The sequence below is a fragment of the Sphingomonas sp. P2_B6 genome, assembly GCF_056404755.1.
Genome location: NZ_JBFUDK010000008.1, coordinates 140,430 through 165,424, shown reverse-complemented (window position 1 = coordinate 165,424; position 24,995 = coordinate 140,430). Strand labels below are relative to the sequence as shown.

Below are 24,995 nucleotides of genomic sequence, written 5' to 3'. Positions count from 1 at the left end.
AAAGCGCGGCACGGCTGAACGGGAGGTGACTCCGCGTCTTTCCGCCGCCCGCGCGGGAGGCAGGCGTCCCTTCATCCCAGCAGCGGCGTCATATCGACCGCTCGGTCGCGCCGGCGCAGCTCGATGGTGATGCGCCTATCCTCGCCGGTGCCGGCCCGGCCGATCGGCGATCCCTGCGCCACCGTCGCGCCGACCCGGGTGGAAACCGTACCGAGCCCCGCGATCAGCGAGGTCCAGCCGCCGCCATGATCGATGATCACGATCGTGCCATAGCCGCGAAAAGGGCCCGCATAGGCGATCCGCCCCGCCGCCGGCGCGATCACCATCGCCTCGGCGGCGCTGGCGATGGTCAGTCCACGCGCACGCACGCCGGCGTCCGAGAGCTCGCCCAGCCCGGTCACCACCCGTCCCGCGACGGGCAGCCGGTAGGGCGGCGTGCCGCCCGACCAGGACAATGTCTCGATCGGCGAGGCGACTTCACCCGGGCGCGCCGGGCGCGGCAGCGGGCCGGGCAGCGACTGCAGCGCCTCCCGGGTCGCGGCCTGGTCGGCGAGCTGGTCCATCAGATCGACGATATCGCGGGCGCGCTCGCCCAGCGCGATCGCCCGGTCCGATTCGAACAGCGCGTCGCGCCCGAGCGCCTGCGCGCGCAGGCGGTGCGCGACCTCGAGCCGGGCGAGCGCGAGGCGCTGGTCCCGCAGCTGCGCCCTGCTTTCGGCGAGGCGCCGCGCGGCAAGCGACGCGCCTGCCTGGAGCTGGCGGGTGCGGGCAAGGTCGGCGCGGACATCCGCTGTACGGGCGCGGACGAGTGGCAAGGTGCTTGCCAGCACCGCACGGACATGGACGATATCGCTGACCGATCCGGGCTGAACGATGCCGACCAGCGCCGGCCGCCGGGCCAGCGACTGCAGCGCCGCCATCAGCCGCGTGACCGGCCCCTGCCGCGATGCGAGCCGCGCGCGCTGCGACGCGAGCAGCCGGTCGATGATCGCGATCCGCGCCTGGCCCGCGGCGATATCCGCCTCGGCCTGCTGGATGCGCGCGGCGACCGCGGCCTCCTGCGCGCGCGTTCGGGCCGCCTCATCCTGTTCGCGCACTGCGTCCTGCGCGAGCCGGGCCGATCGCGCGGCGGCGGCGGCGGATTGCTGCCTTGCCGCGATCAGGCGCTGCTGCTCCGCGGCGGGGGTCTGGGCCGAGAGGGCCGCGATGCCGATGCCGGCCAGGGTGACCGCGACGGCGATCGATGCTGTCCATGCCCGGCGCATGGCCTATCCTTCGCGGTGATAGGGATGGTTGGCAAGGATGCTCGTCGCCCGCCACAATTGCTCGGCGAGCATCGCGCGGGCGAGCAAATGCGGCCAGGTCGCGCGGCCGAAGGACAGCAGCAGATCGGCACTGGCGCGCTGCGCATCGTCGAAGCCGTCGGCCGCGCCGATCAGGAATCGCGCCTCGCGCACGCCGCCGTCGCGCCATTTCTCCAGCCGATCGGCGAAAACGCGGGAGGGCAGCACCTCACCGGTCTCGTCGAGCATGACGATGCGCGTACCCGGCTCGATCGCGGGCATCCTGCCGCCGGTATCAGGCAGTTCGGTCAGCTTCACCGGCCAGGCGAGCCGCTTCACATAACGATCGACCAGCTCGGCTTCGGGCCCGCGCCCGATCCGGCCGCGCGCGACGATATGGAGCAGCATGCCGGACCCCTAGCCCGTTCGCCCTGAGCTTGTCGAAGGGCTGCTCTTCTTTTCCGGCGTCGAAAGAAAGAACAGTGCTTCGACAGGCTCAGCACGAACGGAAAGATGATTACGCGTCAGGCGTCGGCGTCGCGCCAGGCGAATCCGGGGTCGGCAGCGGCGCGTCGCCGAACGCCCACATCCGCTCGAGATTGTAGAAGCTGCGCACTTCCGGGCGGAACAGGTGGACGATCACGTCGCCCGCATCGATCAGCACCCAGTCGGCGGTCGGCAGGCCCTCGATCCGGGTCGACCGGCCCAGCTCGCCCTTGATCTTCTCGGCGAGCTTCGATGCCATCGAGGCGACCTGACGCGTCGAGCGGCCGCTCGCGATCACCATGTGATCGGCGATGCTGCTCTTGCCCGCCAGCGGGATCGAGATGGTATCGACTGCCTGATCGTCGTCGAGCGACGCCAGGACGAGCTTGTGCAGCGCCTCCACCTCATCGGGTTCGGACGCACGATACGCAGGGGAAGATGAGGCCAAGACGATTCCTATGTTGAGGGTGAAGGTGGCACTGGCCGCGCAAAACGGCGCTGCCAGGCGGGATCGGCCAAACGAAGCCGGGTCGCAGAAGTCGGGTCGGGGCGGAATCGCAACAGCACGAGTGCCGGCATTCTCCACTTCGTCCAGCTCTTTGCCTGGTCCACGGGCCGGATGAAGCGCCGCAACCAACCCATCGCGGGGGCCGCGTGGGCAGCGCCATCATAGCCCGGACGGGCGACCACCGCAATCGGAACCTCGCGTGCTATGCCGCGCCAGTCCTTCCACCGGTCGAACTGGGCGAGATTGTCCGATCCCATCAGCCATATGAAGCGTTTGTTGGGGTAGCGCCGCCTGAGCGTGCGGATCGTATCGATGGTGAAGCGCGTGTGCATGTCGAGCTCGATCGCGCTCGGCCGGATCGGCGCATGCCGTGCCATCCGCCGCGCCGACGCGAAGCGGATCGCAAAGGGCGCCATATCGCCCGCCGCCTCCTTGAGCGGATTGCCGGGCGAAACCAGCCACCACACTTCGTCCAGTCCCAGCGCGCGGATCGCGGCGAGGCTGATCGCGCGGTGGCCGCGATGCGCCGGATTGAACGAGCCGCCGAGGATGCCGATCCGGATCATTCGGCCAGCCAGTCCGCCGCGCCGTGCCTGACGCGACGAATCTCGATGTCGTCGCCGCGAACGACGTAGAGCAGCACGAATGGCGTGTGTCGTACACTCCATTTGCGGACATCGAGCGTCACCAGCGGCCGGCCGATATGGGGATTGGCCAACAGCACCGATGCGGCACCATCAATTCGATCGACGATCGCTTCGGCAAGGTCGGGATCGATCGCATCATAATAGTCGGCGATCGCAAAGACATCGTCGCGAGCGGGCCGCGACCAGAGGAGGCGCATCAGGCAGCGCGCTTCCGGCCAAGCTTCCAGCTCTTGATATCCGCGATCATTTCCTCATGGGTCAGATAATCGCCGCGGTCGATCGCATCCTCGCCTTCCTTGATGAAGGCACGAAACTCGGTTTCTTCCTTCACGTACCGCTGGATGGCCTTGGCGACGAGCCAGGCGCGCGTGCGTTCCTGACTTTCGGCCAGCGCGTCGAGGGATTGAAGCGTCTGTTCATCGACTCGCGCGGTGATCACTGCCGTCTTGCTCATGTATCGAACGTATACATCCGATACATCCTTATCAATCCCCGCGCGGCGGCTGCTTCAGCACATTGTCGCGATAGGTGGCCTGAAGCGCGGTCATCCAGCCGGGATATTCCGCCGGCAGCGTCGATACCGCATCCAGCGTCGCCAGCTCGTCGGCACTCAGCGCGACCCTGGTCGCCCCGAGATTGTCGTCGAGCTGGTCCTGCCGCTTCGCCCCGACGATCACGCTGGTGACGTGCGGCTGGTGGAGCAGCCAGGCGATCGCGATCTGCGCGACCGACACGCCATGCGCCCTGGCGATCGACCCGAGCGCATCGAGCACCTTGTCGCCGCGCGCCTTGTCGACCGGCGGGAAATCGCGCGTGGCACGGCGGCCGTCGCTGTCGCCATCGCGATATTTGCCCGAGAGATAGCCGCCGGCGAGCGGGCTCCACACCATCAGGCCCAGGCCTTCGGACTGCAGCATCGGCACCACCTCGCGCTCGAGATCGCGGCCGACGATGGTGTAATAGGATTGCACGCTCTGGAATTTCGCCGCGTTCAGCCGCTCGGCGATGCCCAGTGCCTTGGCGATCTGCCACGCCGCCCAGTTCGACACGCCGACATAGCGGACATGGCCCTGACGCACGAGATCGTCGAGCGCGCGCACCGTCTCCTCGATCGGCGTCAGCGTATCGAAGCCGTGGATCTGGTAGAGATCGATATGATCGGTGCCGAGCCGGGTCAGGCTCGCCTTGACCTCGTCCATGATGTGCCCGCGCGAATTGCCGCGGCTGTTGGGCCCCTCGCCCATCGGGCCCATCACCTTGGTGGCCAGGATCACCTCCTCGCGCCTCAATCCCAGATTCTTGATCGCCTGGCCGGTGATCTGCTCCGACAAGCCTTGCGAATAGACGTTCGCGGTGTCGATGAAGTTCACGCCGGCATCGACCGAGGCCCTGAGCAAGGCATCGGCCTCATCCTGCTTCACCTGGCCCATATAGGCGAAGAAGCCCTCGCCGCCGAAGGTCATGGTTCCCAGGCACAGTTCGGACACGAACAGGCCGGTGCGCCCGAGCGGATTGTAACGCATGCTGGGGTCCCTTTATCGATGCCACTCCCGTCGGCGCTCCGGATATGCGTATCCGTCGGAAGGGCGACAATGGGTTTGTTGGAATAAAGGGGTTTGTTGGAATAATCGGCGGACCTAGGGCCGCGTCTGCCCCGTCCCGCGCACGATCCATTTGTAGGTCGTCAGCCCTTCCAGCGCGACCGGCCCCCGCGCGTGCAGCCGGCCGGTGGCGATGCCGATCTCCGCGCCAAGCCCGAACTCGCCGCCATCGGCGAACTGAGTCGAGGCGTTCCACAGCACGATCGCGCTGTCGACGCCGGCAAGGAAGCGTTCGGCGACGCCCTCATTCTCCGCGACCACCGCATCGGTGTGGTGGGATCCGTGCGCCGCGATATGCGCCATCGCGCCCTCCACCCCGTCGACCATCGCCACCGAGGCGATCGCGTCGAGATATTCGGTGTCCCAATCGGCCGCGTCGGCGGGCCGGGCGGTCGGCACCAGCGCGCGGATCGCCGTGTCGCCGCGCACTTCACAGCCGGTGTCGCCCAGCACCTTCACCAGCTCGGCCGTGTGCGCATAGGCCCGGTCGATCAGCAGGGTCTCCATTGCCCCGCACACGCCGGTGCGGCGCATCTTGGCGTTGACCGTGATCGCCTCGGCCATCGCCGGATCGGCCGAGGCGTCGACATAGACGTGATTGATCCCGTCGAGATGCGCGAGCACCGGCACACGCGCCTCGGCCTGGACGCGGGCGACCAGGCTCTTGCCGCCACGCGGCACGACCAGGTCGATCATGCCCTCCGCGCCGAGCATTGCGCCGACCGCCGCGCGATCGGTGACGGGCACCAGCTGCACCACATCGCCCGGCACGCCCTCGCGTTCCATACCGGCGACGAGCGCGGCATGAATCGCACGGTTGCTCCCGATCGCTTCGGACCCGCCGCGCAGGATCACCGCATTGCCCGATTTGATGCACAGCGCCGCCGCGTCTGCCGTCACGTTCGGGCGGCTTTCATAGATGATGCCGATCACCCCGATCGGCACGCGCACCCGGCGCAGCACCATGCCGTTGGGGCGGCGGGTCTCGTCGATCAGCTGGCCGACCGGATCGCGCAGGCCGGCCACCGCGGCGACGCCCGCCGCCGTGGATTCGATCCGTCCGGCGTCAAGGCGCAGCCGGTCCAGCATGGCGCCCGACAGGCCCGCGGCCCTGGCGCGCGCCATATCCTCGTCGTTGGCGGCCGCGATCGCCGGCGCGGCCTCGCGAATCGCCTCGGCGGCGGAATCGAGCGCCCGCGCCTTGACCGCACTGGACAGGCCGCCGAGCACATGGGCGGCGGCGCGGGCGCGGCGCCCCATATCGGCGATCAGCGCAACGGAATCGGTTTGGACATCGGCCATGGCGGCGTCGCTACCACGAGCGTCGATCCTCGCCAAAGCGCTATCGCCTTTTGCCCCCTCAAGATGATATTCGCATCGCATGAGTGGGGGAATCGAAGCAGCCGGCGACATCGCCACCGGCGTCCTGATCGGGCGCGCCGTCGAACCGCATGCCGGCGAAGGCCATGCGCACGGCACCGGACATGGCCTGTGCCTCAATTGCGGCACGGCGCTGATCGGCGACTATTGCCATGCCTGCGGCCAGGCCGAGCATGTCCATCGGTCGCTCGCATCGATCGGGCACGACCTGCTCCACGGCGTGTTTCATTTCGAGGGCAAGATCTGGCGCACCCTGCCGATGCTGGTGACTCATCCCGGCGCGCTGACCCGGCGCTACATCGCCGGCGAGCGCGCGCGCTTCGTGTCGCCGCTGGCCCTGTTCCTGTTTTCGGTGTTCCTGATGTTCGCGTCGATCCACACTTTCGACGGCGACATCGAACCCCCTGGCAGCATCAGCCCGGCCAAGCGCCAGGAGCAGATCGCAGAGATCGACGGCCAGCTCGCCAAGGCGAAGGTCGAGCTGAAACAGGCCGAGGCCGCGCACAAGGACAATGGCATTCCGGACGGCGATCTGATCGCCGCCCGCGCCGTGGTCAGTTCGCTCACCACCGCGCGGCAGGGAATCCTGTCCGGGAAGGACGGCATCCCGGTCACCGATTTCGACACCAAGCTCGGCTGGCCCGCGCTCGAGCATGGCGTCAAGAAGTTCAAGGCAAATCCCGGCCTTGCGCTCTACAAGCTACAGTCGAGCGCCTATAAATATTCCTGGGCGCTCATACCCATCTCGGTGCCGTTCGTGGCGCTGCTGTTCCTCTGGCGGCGCCAGTACAAGCTGTACGACCATGCGATCTTTGTCACCTACTCGCTTGCCTTCATGATGCTGCTGGTCGTCACGCTCAGCATTGGCGGCACGCTCGGGCTATCCGGCGGCCTGATCGCGCTCGTCGCCATCGTGGCGCCGCCGGTGCACATGTTCGCGCAGCTGCGCGGCGCCTATTCGCTGCGCAAGAGATCGGCCTTGTGGCGGACCGTGGTGCTGCTCCACTTTGCGTTCATCGCGCTGCTGGCCTTCTCGATGCTGCTGCTGGTGCTCGGGCTGATGAAATGAAGACGCCCRGGAACAGGCGACTCAGGGACAGGGGACTCAGGGACAGGGGTACCGCTTGTCCATGAAGCTGTAGAAGGCGGTCTTCACGCTTATCCCGCGCTTTCCCTCCGGGAGGGTCTGGAAGGACGCGATCAACGTATTCGAATCGATCCTGGCCTGGCCCTTGGGCGGCGGGCAGCTGCGCGGCTTGCGGCCGGCCGCCTTGTCCGCGTCGATCTGGGCGCGATAGGCCTCGGCCGCGGTCGTCACCTCGCCGCGCAGCAGGCCGAGATCGGACGACATCATCGCCGCCATGCCCTTCGCCTTGAGTGCCGCCGCCTTGGCGAGAAATTCGTCGACCGTCATTGCCTGCGCCGCGACCGGCAACACCAACAGCGCCAGCGCGCCCGCCATCATCGATCTGCGCATTCCCATCCCCTCATCCGCACGCGCGCCCACGATGGCGGCCCAGCCGGTGAACCGAAAATGAACTGAAACGGGGCGCCCGGGCAATCCGGTGCTTCACCGCCGCGAGCCGTGCGGTTATGCGGTTGAAATCAGGGTGGGGACCAGCGCACGCGATGATCATCGGAATCGATCTCGGCACGACCAACAGTGCCGCGGCAGTGTGGAAGGACGGCGCGGCGACGCTGATTCCCAACCGCCTTGGCCAGACGCTGACGCCCTCGGCGGTCAGTATCGACGACAATGGCAGCTTGCTGGTCGGCCTTGCCGCGCGCGACCGCCAGGCGAGCCATCCCAAGGCCACCGCCACTGCCTTCAAGCGCTATATGGGCACGAAGCGCACCACGCGGCTCGGTGGGCGCGATTACAGCGCGGAGGAGCTCTCCGCACTGGTGCTGCGCAGCCTGAAGGAGGATGCCGAGGCCTATCTCGGCGAGCCGGTCACCGAAGCGGTGATTACCGTACCCGCCTATTTCAACGACCAGCAGCGCAAGGCGACTCACCGCGCCGGCGAGATCGCCGGCCTGCGCGTCGAGCGGCTGATCAACGAGCCGACCGCCGCCGCGCTGGCCTATGGCATCCACAATCTCGATCGCGAGGCACGCTTCTTCGTGTTCGACCTGGGCGGCGGCACCTTCGACGTCTCGATCGTCGAGATTTTCGAAGGCATTATCGAAGTCCGCGCCTCGACCGGCGACAATCAGCTGGGCGGGGAGGATTTCAACGAAGTGTTGATCGGCCTGATGCGGGCAAGGTTCGCCGACGACTGGAAGCGGTTCGAGCGCGACGACGCGCTCTACCAGAAATTGCGCGAGGCGGCCGAGCGAGCCCGCCGCGACATGTCCGCCGCCCCGTCGGCCACGATGCGCCTGGTCTGGCAGGACATTCCCTATGAGATCGAGATCGAGACCGCTGCGTTCGAGACTCAGGCGGCCGCGCTGATCGAGCGGCTGCGCGAGCCGGTGCTCCGCGCGCTGCGCGACAGCAATCTCCGGCCCGAGGCGCTGTCCGACATCATCCTGATCGGCGGCGCGACGCGCATGCCGGTGGTGCGCCGCGCGGTCGCGCGCATGTTCGGCCGTTTTCCCAACGCGACGGTCAATCCCGACGAGGCAGTGGCGCTCGGCGCCGCGGTCCAGGCCGGGCTGAAGGCGCGCGATTCGGCGCTGAAGGAAGTCGTCATTACCGATGTCTGCCCCTATTCGCTGGGCGTCGAGGTCAGCCGCCAGCTTCCCGGCGGCGGCTATGAGCACGGCCTGTTCGCGCCGATCCTGGAGCGCAACACGGTCATTCCGGCGAGCCGCATCCACAGCTTCTCGACCCTGCAGGCCAACCAGACCGACGTGGTGTTCGGCATCTATCAGGGCGAGGGGCGGCTCGTCCGCGACAATGTGAAGATCGGCGAGACCAGGGTGAAGGTGCCGCGCGGCCCCGCCGGAGAGCGGATCGACGTGCGTTTCTCCTATGACGTCAGCGGCTTGCTCGAGGTCGACATCCTGGTCGAGAAATCGGGGCTGCGCACGCAGCTGCTGATCAACGACGATCCGGGCGGCGACGAGAAGGCGATCGCCGAGCGCCGCGCCGCGCTCGCCGCGCTCAAGACGCATCCGCGCGAGGACGAGCTCAACCGCGCGGCGCTGGCGCGCGGCGAGAAATGCTTCGAGAATTTCCTCGGCGACGAACGCGCGGCGATCGATTACCTGATCTCGCAGTTCCAGCGCGTGCTCGACGGACAGGATCCGCGCGCCGTCGAGCATGCCCGGCAGGAATTCCACGAGGCACTGGACCGGATCGAGGGCGAGCGCTTCCTGTGAGGAGCGTCCGGCCATGAACAGCGTCTGGGACGTCCTGGAGATTCCCCGGGGCAGCGACCGCGACGCCATCCGCCGCGCCTATGCGAAAAAGCTGCGCGTCACGCATCCGGAAGACGATCCCGAAGGATTCAAGCAATTGCGCGAAGCCTATGAGGCAGCGCTCGAACAGCATGATTATGTCGCCCGCTGGGCCGATGATGAGGATGATGCGGACGGCGGGATAGAAGGCGACCCCGCCGAAGCGGCACCTCATGACTGGAGCGCGCGCGCGCGGCGCGATGATCCCGGCGATCCGATCCCGGCGCCCGCGACGCCCGAGCTCGACGCAATGCTTGCCGGGCGCGAGGAGGAACTGGCGGCGCTGCGCGCGGCAATGGCCGATCTCGAAGCGGGGTTGCGCGGCCCCTGGCGTCCCGACGACGCCGTGCTCGAGGAGCGGCTCGAGGCGATCCTGACATCGCCGGCCATGGGCGAGATCCGTATCCGCGACGATGTCGAGCCCTGGCTCGCCGACCTGCTCGCCTCGACCATCCCGCAGAGCGACGCCGTGCTGATGCAATCGATCCAGGCGTTCGGCTGGGGCGGCGACGATCATCATCTGCGCGGGACGAGCTGGTCGATCTCCGCGGTGCTCGGCCGGCTCGACGAATGGCGGATCATCGAGGGGCTCAATCATCACAGCCATGCCTATCACCCGGCCTGGCGATCGCTGACCCGGCCACCCGGGGCGTGGTGGTCGTGGCGGCTGGACGCGTTCCGGCCCGGCATGATCGACGGGGTGGAGACGTTGCTGGGCGATCATGGCGAGGTCGCACCCGGCCTGCATCATTCGTTCAAGAGCGATTCGGTCGCCCGCTGGCGGACCTTCCTCGCCAGGCCGCGCCTGACTCTCGGCATGCTCGCCATGATGCCGATCGCGTTCCTGGCGGCGCTGTGGCTCGGCTATGTCGTCGCCGGAACTGGCGTGGTGAGCGAAGCCTGGCTGATCGCGGGCATGGCAGCGATCGGCTTCGTGACGCCGGTGGCGATCCTGCTCCTTCTCGCGCCGGCGCGGAAACGCTGGCGCGCGGCGGAGCACCGCCCGCGCTGGCAGCGCGAGGGTTGGCTTATCGCCTATGCGCTGCTCGGTTTCGTCGCGTCGGCGCTGCCGCGTCCGTGGTGGCCGGCGCTGATCCTGCTGCCCGCCATCGTCATCGCTGGCTGGGCCTATGTCGCGACCCCGCGCGCCGAACCGGGCCCGTTGCGGATCGGCGGCAGCGCCGTGACCTTTGCCATCGCAGGCTTTTTCGGCCTGGTGATGTTCGACCAGCTCGCGCCCGCCGAAGCCTTCGCGCTCGGGACGATGGCTGCGCTGCTGGTCTATCTGCGGATCGGGGCCTGGCCGGCGGTGCGGACCATGATCGAGGATCTGCTCTGGCAGCACCGCGAATGGATCATCCTGGCCAGTATCGTCGCCGGGCTCGGCACAGCCGTCGGCATCTGGCTGCTGCGCGAGCGGTGGCAGCCGGTCCTGCCCTTCTATCCGGTGGCGCTCGCCGCCATCGCGCTGGTGCCGCTGGTCGGCGCGCCGGCACGCGGTTTTGGCGGGCCGCCGCGCTGGATCGCGCGCACGCTGTTGATCCTCGCCTTTTTCTGGGCGTTCGGCGCATCGGTACCACCGTCAGAACCCCGGACGTCGACCAACGCCAGCGGCGTACCCTTTGTCCTGGGTGGCGACCTTGGGAATGCCGATGCGGATATGAGGCGGATGGAGGCCAATGTCAGCGGCTTCTCCCAGGTCCGGCAGGGCAATCCCGATCTTTACGACGCCATCCGCGCGGTGATGGTCCGGTATCGCAGCAACGAGATCACCCGCGATCAGGCCAATGCGCAGATCGGGACGCTCGTCACCGCGGAGCTTCGCGAAAGATTGCCCGAGGCGCAGACCGGCCCGCTGGTCGAATGGCTGCGAATCCGGATGGACCGGCTCGAGGCACTACGAAGGGCCAAGCCCGCCCTGTGCGCCTCGGAAAAGACCGCGATGGACGACGACATGGTACCCGAGCGGATTCGCCGGCGGGCCAGCGCCCAAACCTATGACATCGTCTCCACGACCTCGGCCACGCCCGAGGAGATGGCCCGGGGCCGGGTCATCAGCGGCAGCACGCTTGTCCGCCGGGCGTCGGCCGCGCTGCACATCGACCAGCGGGCGCTGATCGAGCGGCTCGACGGAAAGCGCGGCGACGTGCTCGCCTGCGACGCAAAGATCGCGCTGACTCAGGCGCTGCTCGACAGCGACAGTCTCGACGATATCGCCGCGACCTTGCGGGCCGAATTCAGCCGCGCGCGGGATGCCAAGCCCGTCCCTCCGCCGGCGCAGGAAAAAGCCGGCGGCCGCAAGGTGCAGCCGCCGGCTTGAGATGGGGATCGTCCGGGCAACCCGCCCGGGCAGCTGAGGACCGTAGGATCTCAGGCGCCCTGGGGCGCCGGCGTTCCGAACGGGCCCTTGGGGCGCCGCGTGCGCGGGATCGAGGTGCCGCCGGTCGGCACCGCCGGGCCCTTGGGGCCGCTGTCGATGCGGCCGATTTCCTCGCCGGCGATCAGCTTCTTGATCTCGTCGCCCGACAGAGTCTCATATTCGAGCAAAGCGCCGGCCAGCAGATGAAGCTGGTCGAGATGCTTGTGGAGCAGCTCCTTGGCGCGGTTGAGGCCGCCCTCGACGATCGTCTTGATCTCGTCGTCGATCAGCTGCGCGGTCTGGTTGGACATGCGCACCGGACGGCTCGACGAATAGCCGAGGAAGCTTTCGCCCTCGGGCTCGGCATATTCGAGCGGGCCGAGCTTGTCGGACATGCCCCAGCGCGTGACCATGTCGCGGGCCAGGCCCGTGGCATATTGGATGTCGCTCGACGCGCCGGACGAGACCTTGTCATAGCCGAAGATCACTTCCTCGGCGACGCGCCCGCCCATCGAGACCGCGAGGTTCGCGTACATCTTGTCGCGGTGATAGCTGTAGCTGTCCCGTTCCGGCAGCCGCATGACCATGCCGAGCGCGCGGCCGCGCGGGATGATCGTCGCCTTGTGGATCGGGTCCGATGCCGGCTCATGGATCGAAACGATCGCGTGGCCCGCCTCATGATAGGCGGTCATGCGCTTCTCGTCCTCGGTCATCACCATGGAACGCCGCTCTGCGCCCATCATGACCTTGTCCTTGGCTTCTTCGAACTCGGCCATGGCGACCAGCCGCTTGCCCTTGCGCGCCGCGGTCAGGGCCGCCTCGTTGACGAGGTTGGCGAGATCGGCGCCCGAGAAGCCCGGCGTGCCGCGCGCGATGACGCGCGGATCGACGTCGGGCGCCAGCGGCACCTTCTTCATATGGACCTGGAGGATCTTCACCCGGCCCTCGATGTCCGGACGCGGCACCACCACCTGGCGGTCGAAACGGCCCGGGCGCAACAGCGCGGGATCGAGCACGTCGGGACGGTTGGTCGCGGCGATGATGATGATGCCTTCGTTCGCCTCGAAACCGTCCATCTCAACGAGGAGCTGGTTCAGCGTCTGCTCGCGCTCGTCATTACCGTTGCCCAGGCCGGCGCCGCGATGGCGGCCGACSGCGTCGATYTCGTCGATGAAGAYGATGCACGGCGCGGWCTTCTTGGCCTGTTCGAACATGTCGCGCACGCGGCTGGCGCCGACGCCGACGAACATCTCGACGAAATCGGAGCCCGAGATGGTGAAGAAGGGCACGCCCGCCTCACCCGCGATGGCGCGGGCGAGCAGCGTCTTGCCGGTACCGGGCGAGCCGACCAGCAGCGCGCCCTTGGGGATCTTGCCGCCGAGGCGGGCGAACTTGGTCGGGTCCTTCAGGAACTCGACGATCTCCTGCAGCTCCTCGCGCGCCTCGTCGATGCCGGCGACGTCGTCGAAGGTTACCTTGCCTTCGCGCTGAGTCAGCATCTTCGCGCGGCTCTTGCCGAAGCCCATCGCGCCGGAGCCCGAATTCTTCTGCATCTGGCGCAGCACGAAAAAGGCGATGCCCAGGAACAGCAGGAACGGCAGCGACTGGACCAGCAGATATTGCCAGATCGGCGGGCCATCCTCAGGCCGCGCCGTGATCGTCACATTCTTGTCGCGCAGGCGGTCGGTCAGCTTGGGATCGGCCGGCGCATAGGTGCGGAACTTGCTCGAATCCTTCAGCGTGCCGGTGATCACCTCGCCCGCGACGTTGACGTCCTGGACCGTGCCGGCCTCGACCTTGTCGAGGAACGTCGAATAGGGAATGGTGCTGCTCGCCACCGGCTGGGCGCGACCGTCGATCAGCGTCACGAACAGCGCAAGCGCGACGAGGATGCCGACCCAGATCAACAGGCTCTTCATCCAGGGGTTGCCGCCCCCGCTATCCGGGCTCGGCTGCTTGTCATTCTCGTTCATGGGTATCCGGTACCTTTCACGCTACAAGATAAGCGGTGTGAGGTTAATGGCAATGGAACAACGCAATGCTTTCGTTGATCAGTGTGATCGGCGCGGCGGAGCCTCACGAAAGTGCCACAGATCACCTTTTGCCGACGCCATCACCTCGGCCTGGGTGGCGGCTTTTCCGGCTTCGAGCGCGTCGAGCAGCGATTCGAGGTTGGCGGAACGGGACCAATGCCCCCCGCCCATGCCGTTCATCATGATCACATGGTCGATCGCCATCCGCGCCAGATAGCGGCGGATCGCCCGAGGCAGGCCCCCGACATCGATCTTCGCCTCGAAATCCCCGGCCGGCAGCGCCCGCTCCTGCCATAGCCACTGGCTGATCGCGAGCAGATCGGCGTCGACGTCCGCCAGATAGGCCGCGGAGCGCCCGATCTGGACGGGATCGATCCACGGCGCGGCGCCAAGCAGTCGGCGGAACCGGGTCCGGTCGAACCGGTCGTCGTCATTGCTCGGATCGTCCACGAATGGCAGCCCCATCGCCTCCGCCAGCGCCACCAGTTCCCGGTGACGCCAGCCAAGCAGCGGCCTGACGAGCAGCAGCGGCGCATAGGAGATCGCGACGCCCATTTCTTCCTCGACGACCGACATCGGCACGTCGAGCTCCTGCCGCGCCCGCACCGCAGCGAGCCCGGAAAGGCCCGCGCCCCGCGCCGCCCGCATCAGGAAGGTTTCGGCCTGATCATCGGCATGATGCGCCGTCGCCAGCGCGACCGCCCCCGACTCGATTGCCCAGCGCCGCAGCAGCACATAGCGTTCCTGCCGCGCCCAGGCCTGGATATTGTCGCCGGCATCGGGTGGAACGGCGATGCGCAGGCTCCGGTGCGCAATGCCCGCGCCGGCACACCAGCCGGCCACCATCGCCGCCTCATCAGCGGATTCGGGCCGCAGGCCATGGTCGACCGTCGCCGCGATCACCTGCCCGGGAAAGGCGGTAGCGGCCAGCGCCAGCATCGCCATGCTGTCGGGTCCGCCGGACACCGCCAGCGCGATCCGCTCGTTCGGCGCCGGGACACGCCCCAGCACCGCGTGGACATCTTTGCGGAATCGATCGACCGAGACAGTATCCGGCGCGCTCACGCGCACTTGCTTAGCTGGATCCCGGCCTGCGCCGGGATGACCCGCCGGCGCGGGTCACTTGCACTTCGCCTCGGTCCGGCCGCGCGCGATGTCGGTCTTCATCGTCGCGCTGATCTTCGCCGCATAGACGTCGCTCAGTTCGCCATAGACCTTGCAGGCATCGCCCGGCTTGCCGAGCTTCATCAACGCCGACGCCAGATAATAAAGGCTGTCGGGCGCCCGCTCGCCATCGGGCATCTTCTTGTAATTGTCGTAAAAGGCGATCGAGGCGAGCGACGGCTTGCCTTCGTCGAGATAGGCGCGGCCGAGCAGGTTCTGCGCATAGCTGGCGCGCTTGTGCTTGGGATAGGTCGTGACGACCTTCTTCAGCTGCGCCTCCGCCTCGGGATAGAATTGGCCCTGCCACAGGCGATAGCCATAGAGATAGGCATCCTCGGCCGGATCGTCGCTGACCGACTTCTCGACCGCCGCCAGTTTCTGGGCGCGCACCGGGTCCTTGGCCGCGCTGGCAGGCGCGGGTGGCGTCGCGGCCGGGCGGCCCGGCGTCGCCGCCGGTGGCCGCGTGCTCGACCCCGCCCGCGGCGTCACCACCTCGGCCGTGCCGGCCACCGGCGCACCGACCGGGCTCGCGCCCATACCCGCCGACGAGGCATTGTCTTCCAGCACCCGCAGCCGGGCATCGACCGTGCGCTTGTACGCCTCAAAGGCCTCCTCGACCTGGCGAATCCGGTACTGGCTGGTCTCGACCTGGCCGGTCAGGCTGGTGATCTGCGATTCGAGCGCGTTCACCCGCGCGTCGAGATCGGCGACCGGGCTCGATGCCGGGCTTCCCGGGATGTCGGGATTTTGCTGAGGCGTGGTGATGTCGGGCTGGACGAACTGATCCCTGCCGCCCGGAAACACCTTGCGCTGCACCGCGCGCATCTCGCTCTCGAGGCGGCCGACGCGACCCTCGATCGCCGCCTGGCCCTGGGCGACACCCGGCACGAGGCCAACCCCCGCCACCATCATCGCCGTCGTCGCCATCATCACGAAATTACGCATCTACACGTCCCGCTATCCTGAGTGTCAGGCTATAGCTGACACCGACATTCTGTCGCCAGCCTTAAGGTGTCGCGGTCGGGGCGGGCGCCGGGGCGAAGGCCGGCGGCGCGGCAACGTCGGTCGGCGTCGGGGCCGGCTCGACGGTCGTGCTCCGCGCGCGCCGCGTCGGCGCCACTGCCGCCGGTGCGACCGGCAAGGGCGTGCCATTGGCCCGGGCCTGCAGCGCGGCCGCCCCGATCGGCACGTCCTTGATCGCCACCCTGCCGTCGCCGAGCGGCGCCACCAGCGACCCGTTGAGCATCACCTGCAGCTTGTCCGGCCGCCCGATATTGATCATCGGATTATTCGCATCGGCCGGCACGTCATAGCGGTCGCCCGGCTTCAGCGTGTTTTCGTAGAGCGTGGTGCCGGCCGCGTCATAGACCCGCATCCACACCTCGTCGGTTGCGGTCAGGGTCACCTGCCCGCTCGCGGCCGGCGTGGGCGTCGGGGCGGGCGCCGGCTGCTCTTCGGCGGTCTCGCTCAGCACAGGGGCGGGCGCCTCCTCCGCACGGAACAGGCTGGTACCGTACCAGAGCCCCCCGCCGATCGCGAGCAACAGCGCAAGGATGCACGCGATGATCGCGATGCCGGCAGTCGGCACCCGCGAGGCCTCGGCCACCGTATAGGTTTCATAATCGGTGCGGCGCACGCCCTGGTCGTTCTGACTGCGTACGTCGCGCGCGATCGCGACCTCGTCGGCGCCGACCGCCCGGGCATAGGCCTTGGCGAAGCCGACCGAATAGGTGATCGAGGGCAGCGCCGCGAAGTTGGATGCCTCGATCGCCTCGAGCTGACGAATCGGAATGCGGGTCCGCGCCGCGATCTCGGCCAGCGACAGGCCCTGCGCCTCGCGCGCCTCGCGCAGACGCTCGCCAGCGGTCTTGGGGAACAATGTCGCTTCTTCGCCGGAATCGGTGTCGGTCATGATCTTCTCCGGCGAGGCAGGTTGCGCCCTCTATGATTTTCCCGCGCCGCCGCGTGTCTCACAAAGGGACTGCGCTGAGTCAACGGCCTGCGGTGCTGCCTGTCACACTATCATGCCAGTTCGACGCCGCTTTTTGCCGCCCAGGCCGTCAGCGCCCCGCGCATGTCGCGCGGCGGCTTCGCCAGCAGCTCGTCCATGAACGCGACCAGCGCGGCGCGGTCGAGCGAACGGACCATCGCCTTGATCGGCCCGACCGCGGCGGGCGTGATCGACAGCCGGTCGATGCCGAGCCCTATCAGCGCCATCGCCTCGAGCGGCCGCCCGCCCATCTCGCCGCATACCGCGAGCTGGACGTTCGAGGCGCGCGTCGGCGCGACCAGCCGGCGCAGGAAGCGCAGGATCGCCGGACTCAGCCAGTCATAGCGTTCGGCAAGCCTCGGATTGGCGCGGTCCGCGGCGAACAGGAACTGAGTCAGATCATTGGTGCCGACCGACAGGAAATCGATATGGGGCAACAGCAGGTCGAGCTGCTCGGCCAGGGCCGGTACCTCAAGCATCGCGCCGTAGCGAATCTCGGCCGGCAGCTTGCGCCCGCGCGCCGCCATCCAGTCGCGCTGCGCCTCGAACAAACCGCGCGCCTCGTCGAACTCCCAGGGCTCGGAGACCATCGGAAACATCACGTTGAGCGTGCGCCCCGACGCCGCCTCGAGCAGCGCGCGGGCCTGAACCTTCATCAGGCCGCCGCGATCCAGCGCGAGCCGGAGCGCGCGCCAGCCCATCGCCGGATTCTCCTCGTCGGCATCTTCCTTGTTGAGATAGGGCAGGGCCTTGTCGCCGCCGATATCGACGGTGCGGAAGATCACCGGCCGGTCGCCCGCCGCGTCGAGCACGTCGCGATAGAGCCGCTGCTGCCGCTCGCGCGCCGGGAGCGTCGCCGAGATCAGGAACTGGAATTCGGTGCGGAACAGGCCGATGCCGTCAGCACCGGTCAGGTCGAGCGCGGCGACATCGTTGCGAAGACCCGCATTGACCATCACGGTCACCCGGTGTTCGTCCAGGGTGATCGGCGCTTCGGTCTTGAGCGCGGCGAAGGCGGCGCGGCGCTTCTGGCGAAGCTGCAGCTTGGTCTCGAACGCTTCCTCCATCGCGGCCGAGGGGCGCGCAAAGACGGTGCCTTCGGTCACGTCGAGCAGGAGCAGATCGCCCTCGCCGATCAGCTGGCGCACGCTCTTGACCCGACCCAGCACCGGCACGCCCATGGCGCGCGCGACGATCGTGACATGCGCGGTGAGCGAGCCTTCCTCGAGCACCACACCTTTCAGCCGGCGACGGTCATATTCGAGCAGTTCGGCCGGACCCAGATTGCGCGCGATCAGGATGGTGTCCTGCCGCAACCCCATCTGCGCCGCGGTGCCCATCTGGCCGGAAACGATGCGCAGCAGCCGGTTGGACAGGTCCTCCAGGTCGTGCATGCGATCCGCGAGCAGCGGATCGTCGATCTGTCGCATGCGCATCCGGGTGCGCTGCTGCACACGCTCGATCGCTGCCTCGGCGGTCAGGCCGGAATCGATCGCCTCGTTGATCCGGCGGCTCCAGCCCTCGTCATAGGCGAACATCTTGTAGGTCTGCAGCACCTCGTCATGCTCGCCACCCACGCCGAACTCGGCCTGTGCCGCCATGCGCTCGATCTGCTCGCGCATCTTGTCGAACGCGGCATAGACCCGGTGGCGCTCCGCCTCGGTATCGTCCGCGACGGTATGCTCGATGGTGATGCGCGGCTGGTGATAGACGGCATAGCCCGACGCCATGCCATCGACGAGCTTGAGGCCCGGGATGCGCATCGGCGCGGTGGACTGCGGACGCGCCGAGGCGCCGCCGCTCGCATCGGCGAGATCGGCATTGGCGATCAGCTCGCTCAGCACCATGGCGACGGTCTGCAGGGCTTCGATCTCGACATCGTCATATTTATGGGGATCGGCATGCTGGACGCACAGCACACCCACCGCACGTTCGCGCCGGATGATCGGAACGCCGGCGAAGCTGTGGAATTTCTCCTCGCCGGTTTCGGGCTTGTAGGCGAAATCGGGGTGCGACGCGGCCTCGTCCAGGTTCAGCGTCTCGACTTCCTGCGCGATCGTGCCGACCAGCCCCTCGCCCATGGCGAGCTTGGTGACATGCACCGCCTCCTGCGCCAGCCCGCGCGTGGCGTAGAGTTCGAGCACGCCGTCGCGCAGCAGATAGATCGAGCAGACCTCGCTCGACATCGCCTCGCCGACGATCTGCACCACTGAATTGAGCTTTGCCTGCGCCGTGGTGCGCGACGCCATCAGGTCGTGGAGGCGGACGAGGATCTCACGGGCGGAGGCGGCGGCGCTGGGCATGATCTGGCGCTAACAGATTGTGAAGGGCTGGGCCATAATGCTGCGCAACATGATTGCTGTTCCGGGAAGAAGTGGCGATCACCGCTCGCCACGGCCCTGCTCGCCGCTGCGGATACCAGCCACACCGCGCTCAGGGCTTGGGCCTCCAGCATGATTTCAAGCGCGCGAGGCTATCCTCGACCCAGTCCGCAAGCGGCGTGCCGACATCGCTCGTCCACGTCATGCGGCTGAGCCCAAGCTGATCCTCGACCGGCATCGTGAGTCCATAGCCGATTCCGTCAACCAGAATTTCGGTCGGCGCGGGTCCGAGGCCGGGCGGCACGATCGCCGGCGGCTTCAGGGCGCGAAGCCGCGCCATCACCATATGTACGGCGGGGCAACTCCGGCTGTCGGCCCAAACGCGTGTGAGAGAGCCGTCACGAAAGCGCTGCGTCAGCCGCAGCTTATATTGCACGACGCCGCCCGCGTTCCCGTCGGTCCCGATATCAACCGTTTCGGTCCGATGCTCCAGCGTGGGGCTTCGCGAGAAGTGGCCCCAGGCACGATCTGCAAACGGGTCAATGGGCGGCGCAGCTATTTGCAGCACTATCGCCATCACTGTGAGCATCGCGAGTCCTCGGAATAGTCAAGAACGGATGGAGCGTAGTGGTAAAATCGCGAGGTCGACAGAGGCGTTCAACCGAGGACAAGCGCTCCAGGCTAGTCGAACAGCCCATCCTGCGTACTGGCCGGTGGATTGAGCCCAAGATGTTTCCACCCCCCCGCATTGAGCATCCGGCCCCGGGCGGTGCGCGCGATCAGGCCCAACTGGATCAGATAGGGCTCGATCACTTCCTCGACCGTGTCGCGCGGCTCGCTGAGGCCCGCCGCCAGCGTCTCCACCCCGACCGGCCCGCCGCGATAGACATCGGCGATCATCATCAGATAGCGCCGGTCCATCGCGTCGAGCCCGAGCTTGTCGACTTCGAGCCGGTTGAGCGCCGCATCCGCCGCCACCGCGTCGACCGTCTCGCGCCCGGCGACATTGGCGAAATCGCGCACCCGCCGCAGCAACCGCCCGGCGATGCGCGGCGTGCCGCGCGACCGGCGCGCGATCTCGTGCGCGCCATCGGGCGAGACATGCAGGTCGAGCAACGCCGCCGCCCGGGTGACGACCTTTTCCAGCTCGTCGACGGTATAGAAATGGAGCCGCACCGGAATGCCGAACCGGTCGCGCAACGGCGTGGTGAGCAGGCCTTGGCGCGTGGTCGCACCGACCAGAGTGAAGCGCGGCAGATCGATCCTGACCGAGCGCGCCGAAGGTCCTTCGCCGATCATCAGGTCGAGCGCACGGTCCTCCATCGCGGGATAGAGCACTTCCTCGACCGCGGGCGCGAGGCGGTGGATCTCGTCGATGAACAGCACGTCGCCATCCTCGAGATTGGTCAGCAGCGCGGCGAGGTCACCCGACTTGGCGATGACCGGGCCGGAGGTGGCGCGGAACCCCACGCCCATCTCGCGCGCGATGATCTGCGCCAGCGTGGTCTTGCCGAGCCCGGGCGGGCCGAAGAACAGCACATGATCGAGTGCATCGCCGCGCGATCTCGCCGCCGAGATGAAGACGCGCAGATTCTCCCGCGCCGCCTTCTGCCCGACAAACTCGTCGAGCGACTTCGGACGCAGCGCCGCGTCGATATCCTCGGGCTTGCGTCCGGGCGTGATAAGGCGGTCGCTGTCACTCACTGAGCGGCGATAGCGCGCCGACGCTGGCGGGGGCAAGGCGCGCGCACTATGAGGGCGCAATGAACGACCTTCCCGACCTGTATCTCCCCGCCGCGATGGCCGGCCCCCTGATGGACGAGCTGGAAAAACGCTTCGTCGTGCACCGCGACAATCCGCCACCGACAACGCGCGCCATCGTCGGCGGCGGATCGGTGGTGGTCGACCAGGCGCTGCTCGACCGGCTGCCCGCGCTGGAGATCGTCTCGGTCAATGGCGTCGGCTATGAGCGGATCGATCTCGACGCGGTCCGCGCGCGCGGCGTGCGGGTGACGACCACGCTCGACATCCTCACTGACGATGTCGCCGATCTCGCCATCGGGCTGATGCTGGCGGTCGACCGGCGCCTCGCCTTCAACGACCGGACGGTTCGCGCAGGCGGCTGGAACGTCCCGCTTGGCCGGCGCTCCAGTGGTCGGCGAATCGGCATTTTCGGCTTCGGCACGATCGGTCAGGCGATCGCGAAGCGCGCCGCGGTGTTCGCCAGCGACGTGCTTTATACCGCCCGGCACGAGCGGCCGGACTCGGGCTATCGCTTCGTGCCGGACATCGGCGCTTTGGCAGAAGCGTGCGACACGCTGATCCTGATCGCGCCTGGCGGCGACGCGACGCGCAACATCGTCAATGCCGATGTGCTGGCCAGGCTCGGCAAGGACGGCGTGCTGATCAACGTCGCGCGCGGCAGCCTGGTCGACGAGCCTGCGCTGATCGCCGCGCTGGAGGCAGGGACGATCCGTGGCGCGGGCCTCGATGTGTTCGCCGACGAGCCGCATGTCCCGGAAGCGTTCCGGACGCTGGATCAGGTCGTGCTCATCCCGCACCAGGGCAGCGCCACGGTCGAGAGCCGCACGGAAATGGCGGCGCTGGTGGTGGCCAATCTCGACGCGCATTTCGCGGGCAAGCCGCTGCTCACGCCGATCGCTTGAGCCCTGTTCGAGCGTTGGACGGGTCTTCCTCTCCCCGTTCGGGCTGAGCTTGTCGAAGCCCTGTTCTTTCTTCCGCCCAAGGGAAGAACAGCCCTTCGACAAGCTCAGGGCGAACGGGGGGTGAATCACCCTACCCGTCATGCACCTCATAATGCGTGACGTGCGGCTCCAGCTCGATCAGGAAATCCCGGTCGAAGTCGTAATATTTCGCGACCTCATGATCTTCGCCCGCAAAGCGCCTGATCGCTTCCAGGTCCGGCCAGAAGCTCAGCATCTGGAAATGCACCACCGCGCCCTCGGCCCGGTGCAGGCACCAGGCGCCGAGATTGCCCGGCGTCGACTTATAGTCGGGAAGGGCAACCTCACGCATATGCGCCAGATAGGCCTCCGCCTTGGCTGCCGGGACGGCGCCATACCACAGCCGCGCGATCACGCCCTGGACGCCTTGCGCAGCGCCAGCCGCACGAGCGCGTCCAGCGTGGCACCCGAACCCAGCTCTTCCTCCGCCGCGGCAACCGCGGCGCTGGCCTCCGCGGGGCGGAAACCGAGGTTGAGCATCGCCGAGATCGCATCCGCGCCCGCGCCGCTCGCCGCGACCGGGCTCGCCCCGCCGATCGCGATGCCGCCGATCCTGTCCTTCAGCTCGCGCACGATGCGCTCGGCGAGCTTCGGCCCGACGCCATTGGCGCGGGCGACCATCGCCTTGTCCTGCGCGGCGATGGCGCGGCTGAGGTCGGACGGGTCGAGCGCCGACAGGATCGCCAGCGCCACGCGCGCGCCGACGCCCTGAACGCCGGTCAGCAACCGGAACCAGTCACGCTCGCTCGCGGTGGCGAAGCCGACCAGGCGGATAAAATCCTCCGCGACCAGCATCTCGGTGTGCAGCATCGCCGCCTCACCGACCGGCCCGATCGCGGCCAGGGTGCGGGACGACGCACCGACGAGATAGCCGACGCCACCGACATCGATCACCGCATGATCGATGCCAAGGGAGTCGAGGCGGCCTTTGAGATGGGCGATCATGGGCCAAAAATCTTCCGTTCGGGCTGAGCTTGTCGAGCCGGAGGCCGGCCGCAGGCCAACCCCTGTTCTTTCTGGCTACCGTAGAGAGAAGAACAGTCCTTCGACAAGCTCAGGACGAACGGGAGAGGGAGCGCGCGCTCGCGATGTGATGCGCATGGCAGATCGCCACCGCCAGCGCGTCGGCGGCATCGGGGCCGTCGATCTTCACGCCCGGCAACAGGCGCCCCACCATGGCATGGACCTGCGCCTTTTCCGCCGCGCCGGTGCCGACGACCGCCTTCTTGACCAGCCGCGCGGCATATTCGCCGACCTCCAGCCCCGTCCGCGCCAGCGCGCACAGCACCACGCCGCGCGCCTGGCCGAGCTTCAGCGTCGATTGCGGGTTGGCGTTGACGAACACTTCCTCGACCGCGGCCGCGTCGGGCGCATGGTCGACGATCAGCGCGCCCAGCATCGCATCGAGGTGCGCCAGCCGGCGGGGGAGCATCGCGGCGCTGTCGGTCTTCAGCCGGCCATTGGCGAGGTGCGACAGCCGGTTGCCATCGGCACGGATCAGCCCCCAGCCGGTCGTGCCGAGCCCGGGATCGAGGCCGAGGATGATCATATCCTCCCCGGCCCGGGGAGGATTGAGGTCACCCTAATTTCTCCAGCACGGCGTCGGACACGTCGTAATTGCCCCATACCTGCTGCACGTCATCATCCTCGTCGAGGACATCGATCAGCTTGAACAACAGGCCGGCATCGTCCTCGCCGACCTCGACCATCGTCTGCGGCTTCCAGGCGAGCTTCGCGCCCTCGGGCTCGCCGAGCACCGGGGTCAGCGCCTTCACCACTTCGTGCAGCGCGTCGTTCGAGGTCCAGATCTCATGGCCATCATCGCCCGATTCGACATCCTCGGCACCCGCGTCGAGCGCTGCCTCGAACACCTTTTCCGCATCGCCGGCGCTCGCCGGATAGGAGATCAGGCCCATCCGGTCGAAGCCATGGCTGACCGAGCCGCTCGCGCCCAGATTGCCGCCATTCTTCGAAACGGCGGTGCGGACATTGGTCGCGGTGCGGTTGCGATTGTCGGTCAGCGCTTCGATGATCAGCGAGACGCCGCCGGGGCCGAACCCCTCATAGCGGATCTCTTCGTAATTCTCCCCGTCGCCCCGCTCGGCCTTGTCGATCGCGCGCTGGATATTGTCCTTGGGCATCGACTGCGCCTTGGCGGCGTTGACCGCCGCGCGCAGCCGCGGGTTCATGTCCGGATCGGGCGTGCCCATCTTCGCCGCCACGGTGATTTCGCGGCTGAGCTTGGAGAAGGCGGCGGACCGTTTCTTGTCCTGTGCGCCCTTGCGGTACATGATGTTCTTGTATTTGGAATGGCCTGCCATGGGACGTCCTGAAAACTAACCGTTCGGGCTGAGCTTGTCGAAGCCCTGCCCTTGCTGCACCTGAGGTAGAAGAAAGAACAGTCCTTCGACAAGCTCGGGACGAACGGAAAAGGGTGGCTTAGTCGAGTCCGAGCGCTGCCTTGTAGGTGTCGAGCAGCATCTCGGCCTCGTCGCGGTGATGCTTTTCCATCTTGCGCAGCTTGACGATTGTGCGGATCGTCTTGGTGTCGAAGCCGGTCGATTTGCATTCGGCGTAGACGTCCTTGATGTCGTCCGCGATGCCCTTTTTCTCTTCCTCGAGCCGCTCGATGCGCTCGATCAAAAGGCGAAGCTGGTCGGCGGCGATCACGTCGCTCATGAAATAGTCCCCGGGGTTGATTCGTTGGAAAGGTGGGGGGCTTTAAGCCAGCGCGGCGCCCCCGTCACGCATTCTTCGCGACGCTCTCCGCCATGCGCCGGAGCTGCTCGGGCGACGCCTCGCCCTGATGGTCCGCCTTCCACTGCGCATAGGGCATGCCGTAGATCGCTTCGCGCGCGCCCTCCTTGTCGAGCGCGCCGTCGGACGCCTCCTGTATCCAGTCCGACAGGCAGTTGCGGCAGAATCCGGCGAGTCCCATCAGGTCGACATTCTGCGCATCGCTGCGGTGGCGCAAATGCAGCACGAGCCGGCGGAAGGCGGCTGCCGCCACGGCATCGTCGATCGTCTCCAATTCGGCCATTTTACGCGCTCCACGGTTGATCCCCCCGTGATAG

The 24,995-nt window shown here is 67.5% G+C and carries 26 protein-coding genes; 4 read left to right on the top strand and 22 right to left on the bottom strand.

All coding sequences use genetic code 11. The features are described 5' to 3' along the window. Positions 1–71: 71 nt before the first annotated feature. The 8 genes from AC1DX5_RS13550 to AC1DX5_RS13515 form a co-directional block, all read right to left on the bottom strand. Positions 72–1,265, bottom strand: a complete 1,194-nt coding sequence (locus AC1DX5_RS13550; RefSeq protein WP_478015967.1) for a murein hydrolase activator EnvC family protein — start codon at positions 1,263–1,265, stop codon at positions 72–74. A 3-nt stretch (positions 1,266–1,268) separates the two neighbouring features. Continuing rightward, positions 1,269–1,691, bottom strand: a complete 423-nt coding sequence (locus tag AC1DX5_RS13545) for a 23S rRNA (pseudouridine(1915)-N(3))-methyltransferase RlmH (protein WP_465171579.1) — start codon at positions 1,689–1,691, stop codon at positions 1,269–1,271. A gap of 109 nt (positions 1,692–1,800) precedes the next feature. Further along, positions 1,801–2,217 (bottom strand): ribosome silencing factor, encoded by a 417-nt coding sequence (gene rsfS, locus AC1DX5_RS13540; RefSeq protein ID WP_465171578.1) that lies wholly within the window; start codon positions 2,215–2,217, stop codon positions 1,801–1,803. 8 nt (positions 2,218–2,225) lie between these two features. Then, positions 2,226–2,843: a nicotinate-nucleotide adenylyltransferase gene (locus AC1DX5_RS13535; RefSeq protein WP_478015965.1), complete on the bottom strand. Its 618-nt coding sequence runs from the start codon at positions 2,841–2,843 to the stop codon at positions 2,226–2,228. Continuing rightward, positions 2,840–3,121, bottom strand: coding sequence for a type II toxin-antitoxin system RelE/ParE family toxin (locus AC1DX5_RS13530; protein ID WP_465171576.1), 282 nt, complete (start codon positions 3,119–3,121; stop codon positions 2,840–2,842). The genes AC1DX5_RS13535 and AC1DX5_RS13530 overlap by 4 nt, the downstream gene beginning before the upstream one ends. Continuing rightward, complete coding sequence (locus AC1DX5_RS13525) at positions 3,121–3,378, bottom strand: CopG family ribbon-helix-helix protein (RefSeq protein WP_465171575.1); 258 nt, start codon at positions 3,376–3,378, stop codon at positions 3,121–3,123. Before AC1DX5_RS13525 ends, AC1DX5_RS13530 begins: the two co-directional genes overlap by 1 nt. A 31-nt stretch (positions 3,379–3,409) precedes the next feature. Continuing rightward, positions 3,410–4,447, bottom strand: coding sequence for an aldo/keto reductase (locus tag AC1DX5_RS13520; RefSeq protein ID WP_478015963.1), 1,038 nt, complete (start codon positions 4,445–4,447; stop codon positions 3,410–3,412). 114 nt (positions 4,448–4,561) lie between these two features. Next, a complete protein-coding gene (locus AC1DX5_RS13515; protein ID WP_478015961.1) occupies positions 4,562–5,827 on the bottom strand; it encodes a glutamate-5-semialdehyde dehydrogenase in 1,266 nt (421 codons plus the stop codon). A 79-nt stretch (positions 5,828–5,906) separates the two neighbouring features. Here AC1DX5_RS13515 and AC1DX5_RS13510 point away from each other — a divergent pair, with 79 nt between their 5' ends. Then, complete coding sequence (locus tag AC1DX5_RS13510; protein ID WP_465171571.1) at positions 5,907–6,974, top strand: DUF3667 domain-containing protein; 1,068 nt, start codon at positions 5,907–5,909, stop codon at positions 6,972–6,974. Positions 6,975–7,010: 36 nt separating this feature from the next. Here the strand turns inward: AC1DX5_RS13510 and AC1DX5_RS13505 are convergent, their stop codons facing one another. Next, positions 7,011–7,382, bottom strand: a complete 372-nt coding sequence (locus AC1DX5_RS13505; protein WP_465171570.1) for a hypothetical protein — start codon at positions 7,380–7,382, stop codon at positions 7,011–7,013. A gap of 152 nt (positions 7,383–7,534) precedes the next feature. Here AC1DX5_RS13505 and AC1DX5_RS13500 point away from each other — a divergent pair, with 152 nt between their 5' ends. Next, positions 7,535–9,232 (top strand): Hsp70 family protein, encoded by a 1,698-nt coding sequence (locus AC1DX5_RS13500; protein ID WP_478015959.1) that lies wholly within the window; start codon positions 7,535–7,537, stop codon positions 9,230–9,232. A 13-nt stretch (positions 9,233–9,245) separates the two neighbouring features. Then, a complete protein-coding gene (locus AC1DX5_RS13495) occupies positions 9,246–11,630 on the top strand; it encodes a hypothetical protein (RefSeq protein WP_478015957.1) in 2,385 nt (794 codons plus the stop codon). Positions 11,631–11,680: 50 nt separating this feature from the next. On the opposite strand, the gene ftsH is transcribed toward AC1DX5_RS13495, so the two are convergent. The 7 genes from ftsH to ruvB form a co-directional block, all read right to left on the bottom strand. Then, complete coding sequence (gene ftsH / locus AC1DX5_RS13490; RefSeq protein ID WP_478015955.1) at positions 11,681–13,642, bottom strand: ATP-dependent zinc metalloprotease FtsH; 1,962 nt, start codon at positions 13,640–13,642, stop codon at positions 11,681–11,683. Positions 13,643–13,720: 78 nt separating this feature from the next. Continuing rightward, complete coding sequence (gene tilS, locus AC1DX5_RS13485) at positions 13,721–14,767, bottom strand: tRNA lysidine(34) synthetase TilS (protein ID WP_478015954.1); 1,047 nt, start codon at positions 14,765–14,767, stop codon at positions 13,721–13,723. Positions 14,768–14,821: 54 nt separating this feature from the next. Further along, entirely contained in the window at positions 14,822–15,811 is a 990-nt protein-coding gene (locus AC1DX5_RS13480; protein ID WP_478015952.1) for a hypothetical protein, read from the bottom strand. A 61-nt stretch (positions 15,812–15,872) separates the two neighbouring features. After that, positions 15,873–16,778: a helix-turn-helix domain-containing protein gene (locus AC1DX5_RS13475; protein ID WP_465171563.1), complete on the bottom strand. Its 906-nt coding sequence runs from the start codon at positions 16,776–16,778 to the stop codon at positions 15,873–15,875. Positions 16,779–16,888: 110 nt separating this feature from the next. After that, positions 16,889–19,159 (bottom strand): phosphoenolpyruvate--protein phosphotransferase, encoded by a 2,271-nt coding sequence (gene ptsP, locus AC1DX5_RS13470; protein ID WP_478015950.1) that lies wholly within the window; start codon positions 19,157–19,159, stop codon positions 16,889–16,891. Between the two features lie 130 nt (positions 19,160–19,289). Then, on the bottom strand, positions 19,290–19,766 hold the full coding sequence (locus tag AC1DX5_RS13465; RefSeq protein WP_465171561.1) for a hypothetical protein: 477 nt from the start codon (positions 19,764–19,766) through the stop codon (positions 19,290–19,292). A 92-nt stretch (positions 19,767–19,858) separates the two neighbouring features. Continuing rightward, complete coding sequence (ruvB, locus tag AC1DX5_RS13460) at positions 19,859–20,881, bottom strand: Holliday junction branch migration DNA helicase RuvB (protein ID WP_478015949.1); 1,023 nt, start codon at positions 20,879–20,881, stop codon at positions 19,859–19,861. 59 nt (positions 20,882–20,940) lie between these two features. On the opposite strand from ruvB, the gene AC1DX5_RS13455 reads away from it, so the two are divergent. Beyond that, positions 20,941–21,843 carry a 2-hydroxyacid dehydrogenase gene (locus AC1DX5_RS13455; RefSeq protein ID WP_478015948.1) on the top strand — a complete coding sequence of 301 codons (903 nt, stop codon included), beginning with the start codon at positions 20,941–20,943 and terminating at the stop codon, positions 21,841–21,843. A gap of 130 nt (positions 21,844–21,973) precedes the next feature. Here AC1DX5_RS13455 and AC1DX5_RS13450 read toward each other — a convergent pair whose 3' ends face one another. From AC1DX5_RS13450 to AC1DX5_RS13425, 6 genes are all read right to left on the bottom strand, one after another. Next, a complete protein-coding gene (locus AC1DX5_RS13450; protein ID WP_478015946.1) occupies positions 21,974–22,276 on the bottom strand; it encodes an antibiotic biosynthesis monooxygenase family protein in 303 nt (100 codons plus the stop codon). Continuing rightward, on the bottom strand, positions 22,273–22,866 hold the full coding sequence (gene ruvA / locus AC1DX5_RS13445) for a Holliday junction branch migration protein RuvA (RefSeq protein WP_478015944.1): 594 nt from the start codon (positions 22,864–22,866) through the stop codon (positions 22,273–22,275). The genes AC1DX5_RS13450 and ruvA overlap by 4 nt, the downstream gene beginning before the upstream one ends. A gap of 109 nt (positions 22,867–22,975) precedes the next feature. Next, a complete protein-coding gene (ruvC, locus tag AC1DX5_RS13440; protein ID WP_465175491.1) occupies positions 22,976–23,470 on the bottom strand; it encodes a crossover junction endodeoxyribonuclease RuvC in 495 nt (164 codons plus the stop codon). Between the two features lie 28 nt (positions 23,471–23,498). Next, positions 23,499–24,242, bottom strand: coding sequence for a YebC/PmpR family DNA-binding transcriptional regulator (locus AC1DX5_RS13435; protein WP_465171555.1), 744 nt, complete (start codon positions 24,240–24,242; stop codon positions 23,499–23,501). A 118-nt stretch (positions 24,243–24,360) separates the two neighbouring features. Next, a complete protein-coding gene (locus tag AC1DX5_RS13430) occupies positions 24,361–24,600 on the bottom strand; it encodes a DUF2312 domain-containing protein (RefSeq protein WP_465171554.1) in 240 nt (79 codons plus the stop codon). Positions 24,601–24,664: 64 nt separating this feature from the next. Beyond that, positions 24,665–24,961, bottom strand: coding sequence for a DUF1244 domain-containing protein (locus tag AC1DX5_RS13425; RefSeq protein WP_478015943.1), 297 nt, complete (start codon positions 24,959–24,961; stop codon positions 24,665–24,667). Positions 24,962–24,995: the final 34 nt, after the last annotated feature.

What these genes read in the sequence shown, in the direction of transcription:
- AC1DX5_RS13550 (WP_478015967.1), bottom strand. Translation starts at nt 1,265, where the DNA reads ATGCGCCGGGCATGGACAGCATCGATCGCCGTCGCGGTCACCCTGGCC.
- AC1DX5_RS13545 (WP_465171579.1), bottom strand. Translation starts at nt 1,691, where the DNA reads ATGCTGCTCCATATCGTCGCGCGCGGCCGGATCGGGCGCGGGCCCGAA.
- AC1DX5_RS13535 (WP_478015965.1), bottom strand. Translation starts at nt 2,843, where the DNA reads ATGATCCGGATCGGCATCCTCGGCGGCTCGTTCAATCCGGCGCATCGC.
- AC1DX5_RS13530 (WP_465171576.1), bottom strand. Translation starts at nt 3,121, where the DNA reads ATGCGCCTCCTCTGGTCGCGGCCCGCTCGCGACGATGTCTTTGCGATC.
- AC1DX5_RS13525 (WP_465171575.1), bottom strand. Translation starts at nt 3,378, where the DNA reads ATGAGCAAGACGGCAGTGATCACCGCGCGAGTCGATGAACAGACGCTT.
- AC1DX5_RS13520 (WP_478015963.1), bottom strand. Translation starts at nt 4,447, where the DNA reads ATGCGTTACAATCCGCTCGGGCGCACCGGCCTGTTCGTGTCCGAACTG.
- AC1DX5_RS13515 (WP_478015961.1), bottom strand. Translation starts at nt 5,827, where the DNA reads ATGGCCGATGTCCAAACCGATTCCGTTGCGCTGATCGCCGATATGGGG.
- AC1DX5_RS13510 (WP_465171571.1), top strand. Translation starts at nt 5,907, where the DNA reads ATGAGTGGGGGAATCGAAGCAGCCGGCGACATCGCCACCGGCGTCCTG.
- AC1DX5_RS13505 (WP_465171570.1), bottom strand. Translation starts at nt 7,382, where the DNA reads ATGCGCAGATCGATGATGGCGGGCGCGCTGGCGCTGTTGGTGTTGCCG.
- AC1DX5_RS13500 (WP_478015959.1), top strand. Translation starts at nt 7,535, where the DNA reads ATGATCATCGGAATCGATCTCGGCACGACCAACAGTGCCGCGGCAGTG.
- AC1DX5_RS13495 (WP_478015957.1), top strand. Translation starts at nt 9,246, where the DNA reads ATGAACAGCGTCTGGGACGTCCTGGAGATTCCCCGGGGCAGCGACCGC.
- AC1DX5_RS13480 (WP_478015952.1), bottom strand. Translation starts at nt 15,811, where the DNA reads ATGCGTAATTTCGTGATGATGGCGACGACGGCGATGATGGTGGCGGGG.
- AC1DX5_RS13475 (WP_465171563.1), bottom strand. Translation starts at nt 16,778, where the DNA reads ATGACCGACACCGATTCCGGCGAAGAAGCGACATTGTTCCCCAAGACC.
- ptsP (WP_478015950.1), bottom strand. Translation starts at nt 19,159, where the DNA reads ATGCCCAGCGCCGCCGCCTCCGCCCGTGAGATCCTCGTCCGCCTCCAC.
- AC1DX5_RS13465 (WP_465171561.1), bottom strand. Translation starts at nt 19,766, where the DNA reads ATGCTCACAGTGATGGCGATAGTGCTGCAAATAGCTGCGCCGCCCATT.
- AC1DX5_RS13455 (WP_478015948.1), top strand. Translation starts at nt 20,941, where the DNA reads ATGAACGACCTTCCCGACCTGTATCTCCCCGCCGCGATGGCCGGCCCC.
- ruvA (WP_478015944.1), bottom strand. Translation starts at nt 22,866, where the DNA reads ATGATCGCCCATCTCAAAGGCCGCCTCGACTCCCTTGGCATCGATCAT.
- ruvC (WP_465175491.1), bottom strand. Translation starts at nt 23,470, where the DNA reads ATGATCATCCTCGGCCTCGATCCCGGGCTCGGCACGACCGGCTGGGGG.
- AC1DX5_RS13435 (WP_465171555.1), bottom strand. Translation starts at nt 24,242, where the DNA reads ATGGCAGGCCATTCCAAATACAAGAACATCATGTACCGCAAGGGCGCA.
- AC1DX5_RS13430 (WP_465171554.1), bottom strand. Translation starts at nt 24,600, where the DNA reads ATGAGCGACGTGATCGCCGCCGACCAGCTTCGCCTTTTGATCGAGCGC.
- AC1DX5_RS13425 (WP_478015943.1), bottom strand. Translation starts at nt 24,961, where the DNA reads ATGGCCGAATTGGAGACGATCGACGATGCCGTGGCGGCAGCCGCCTTC.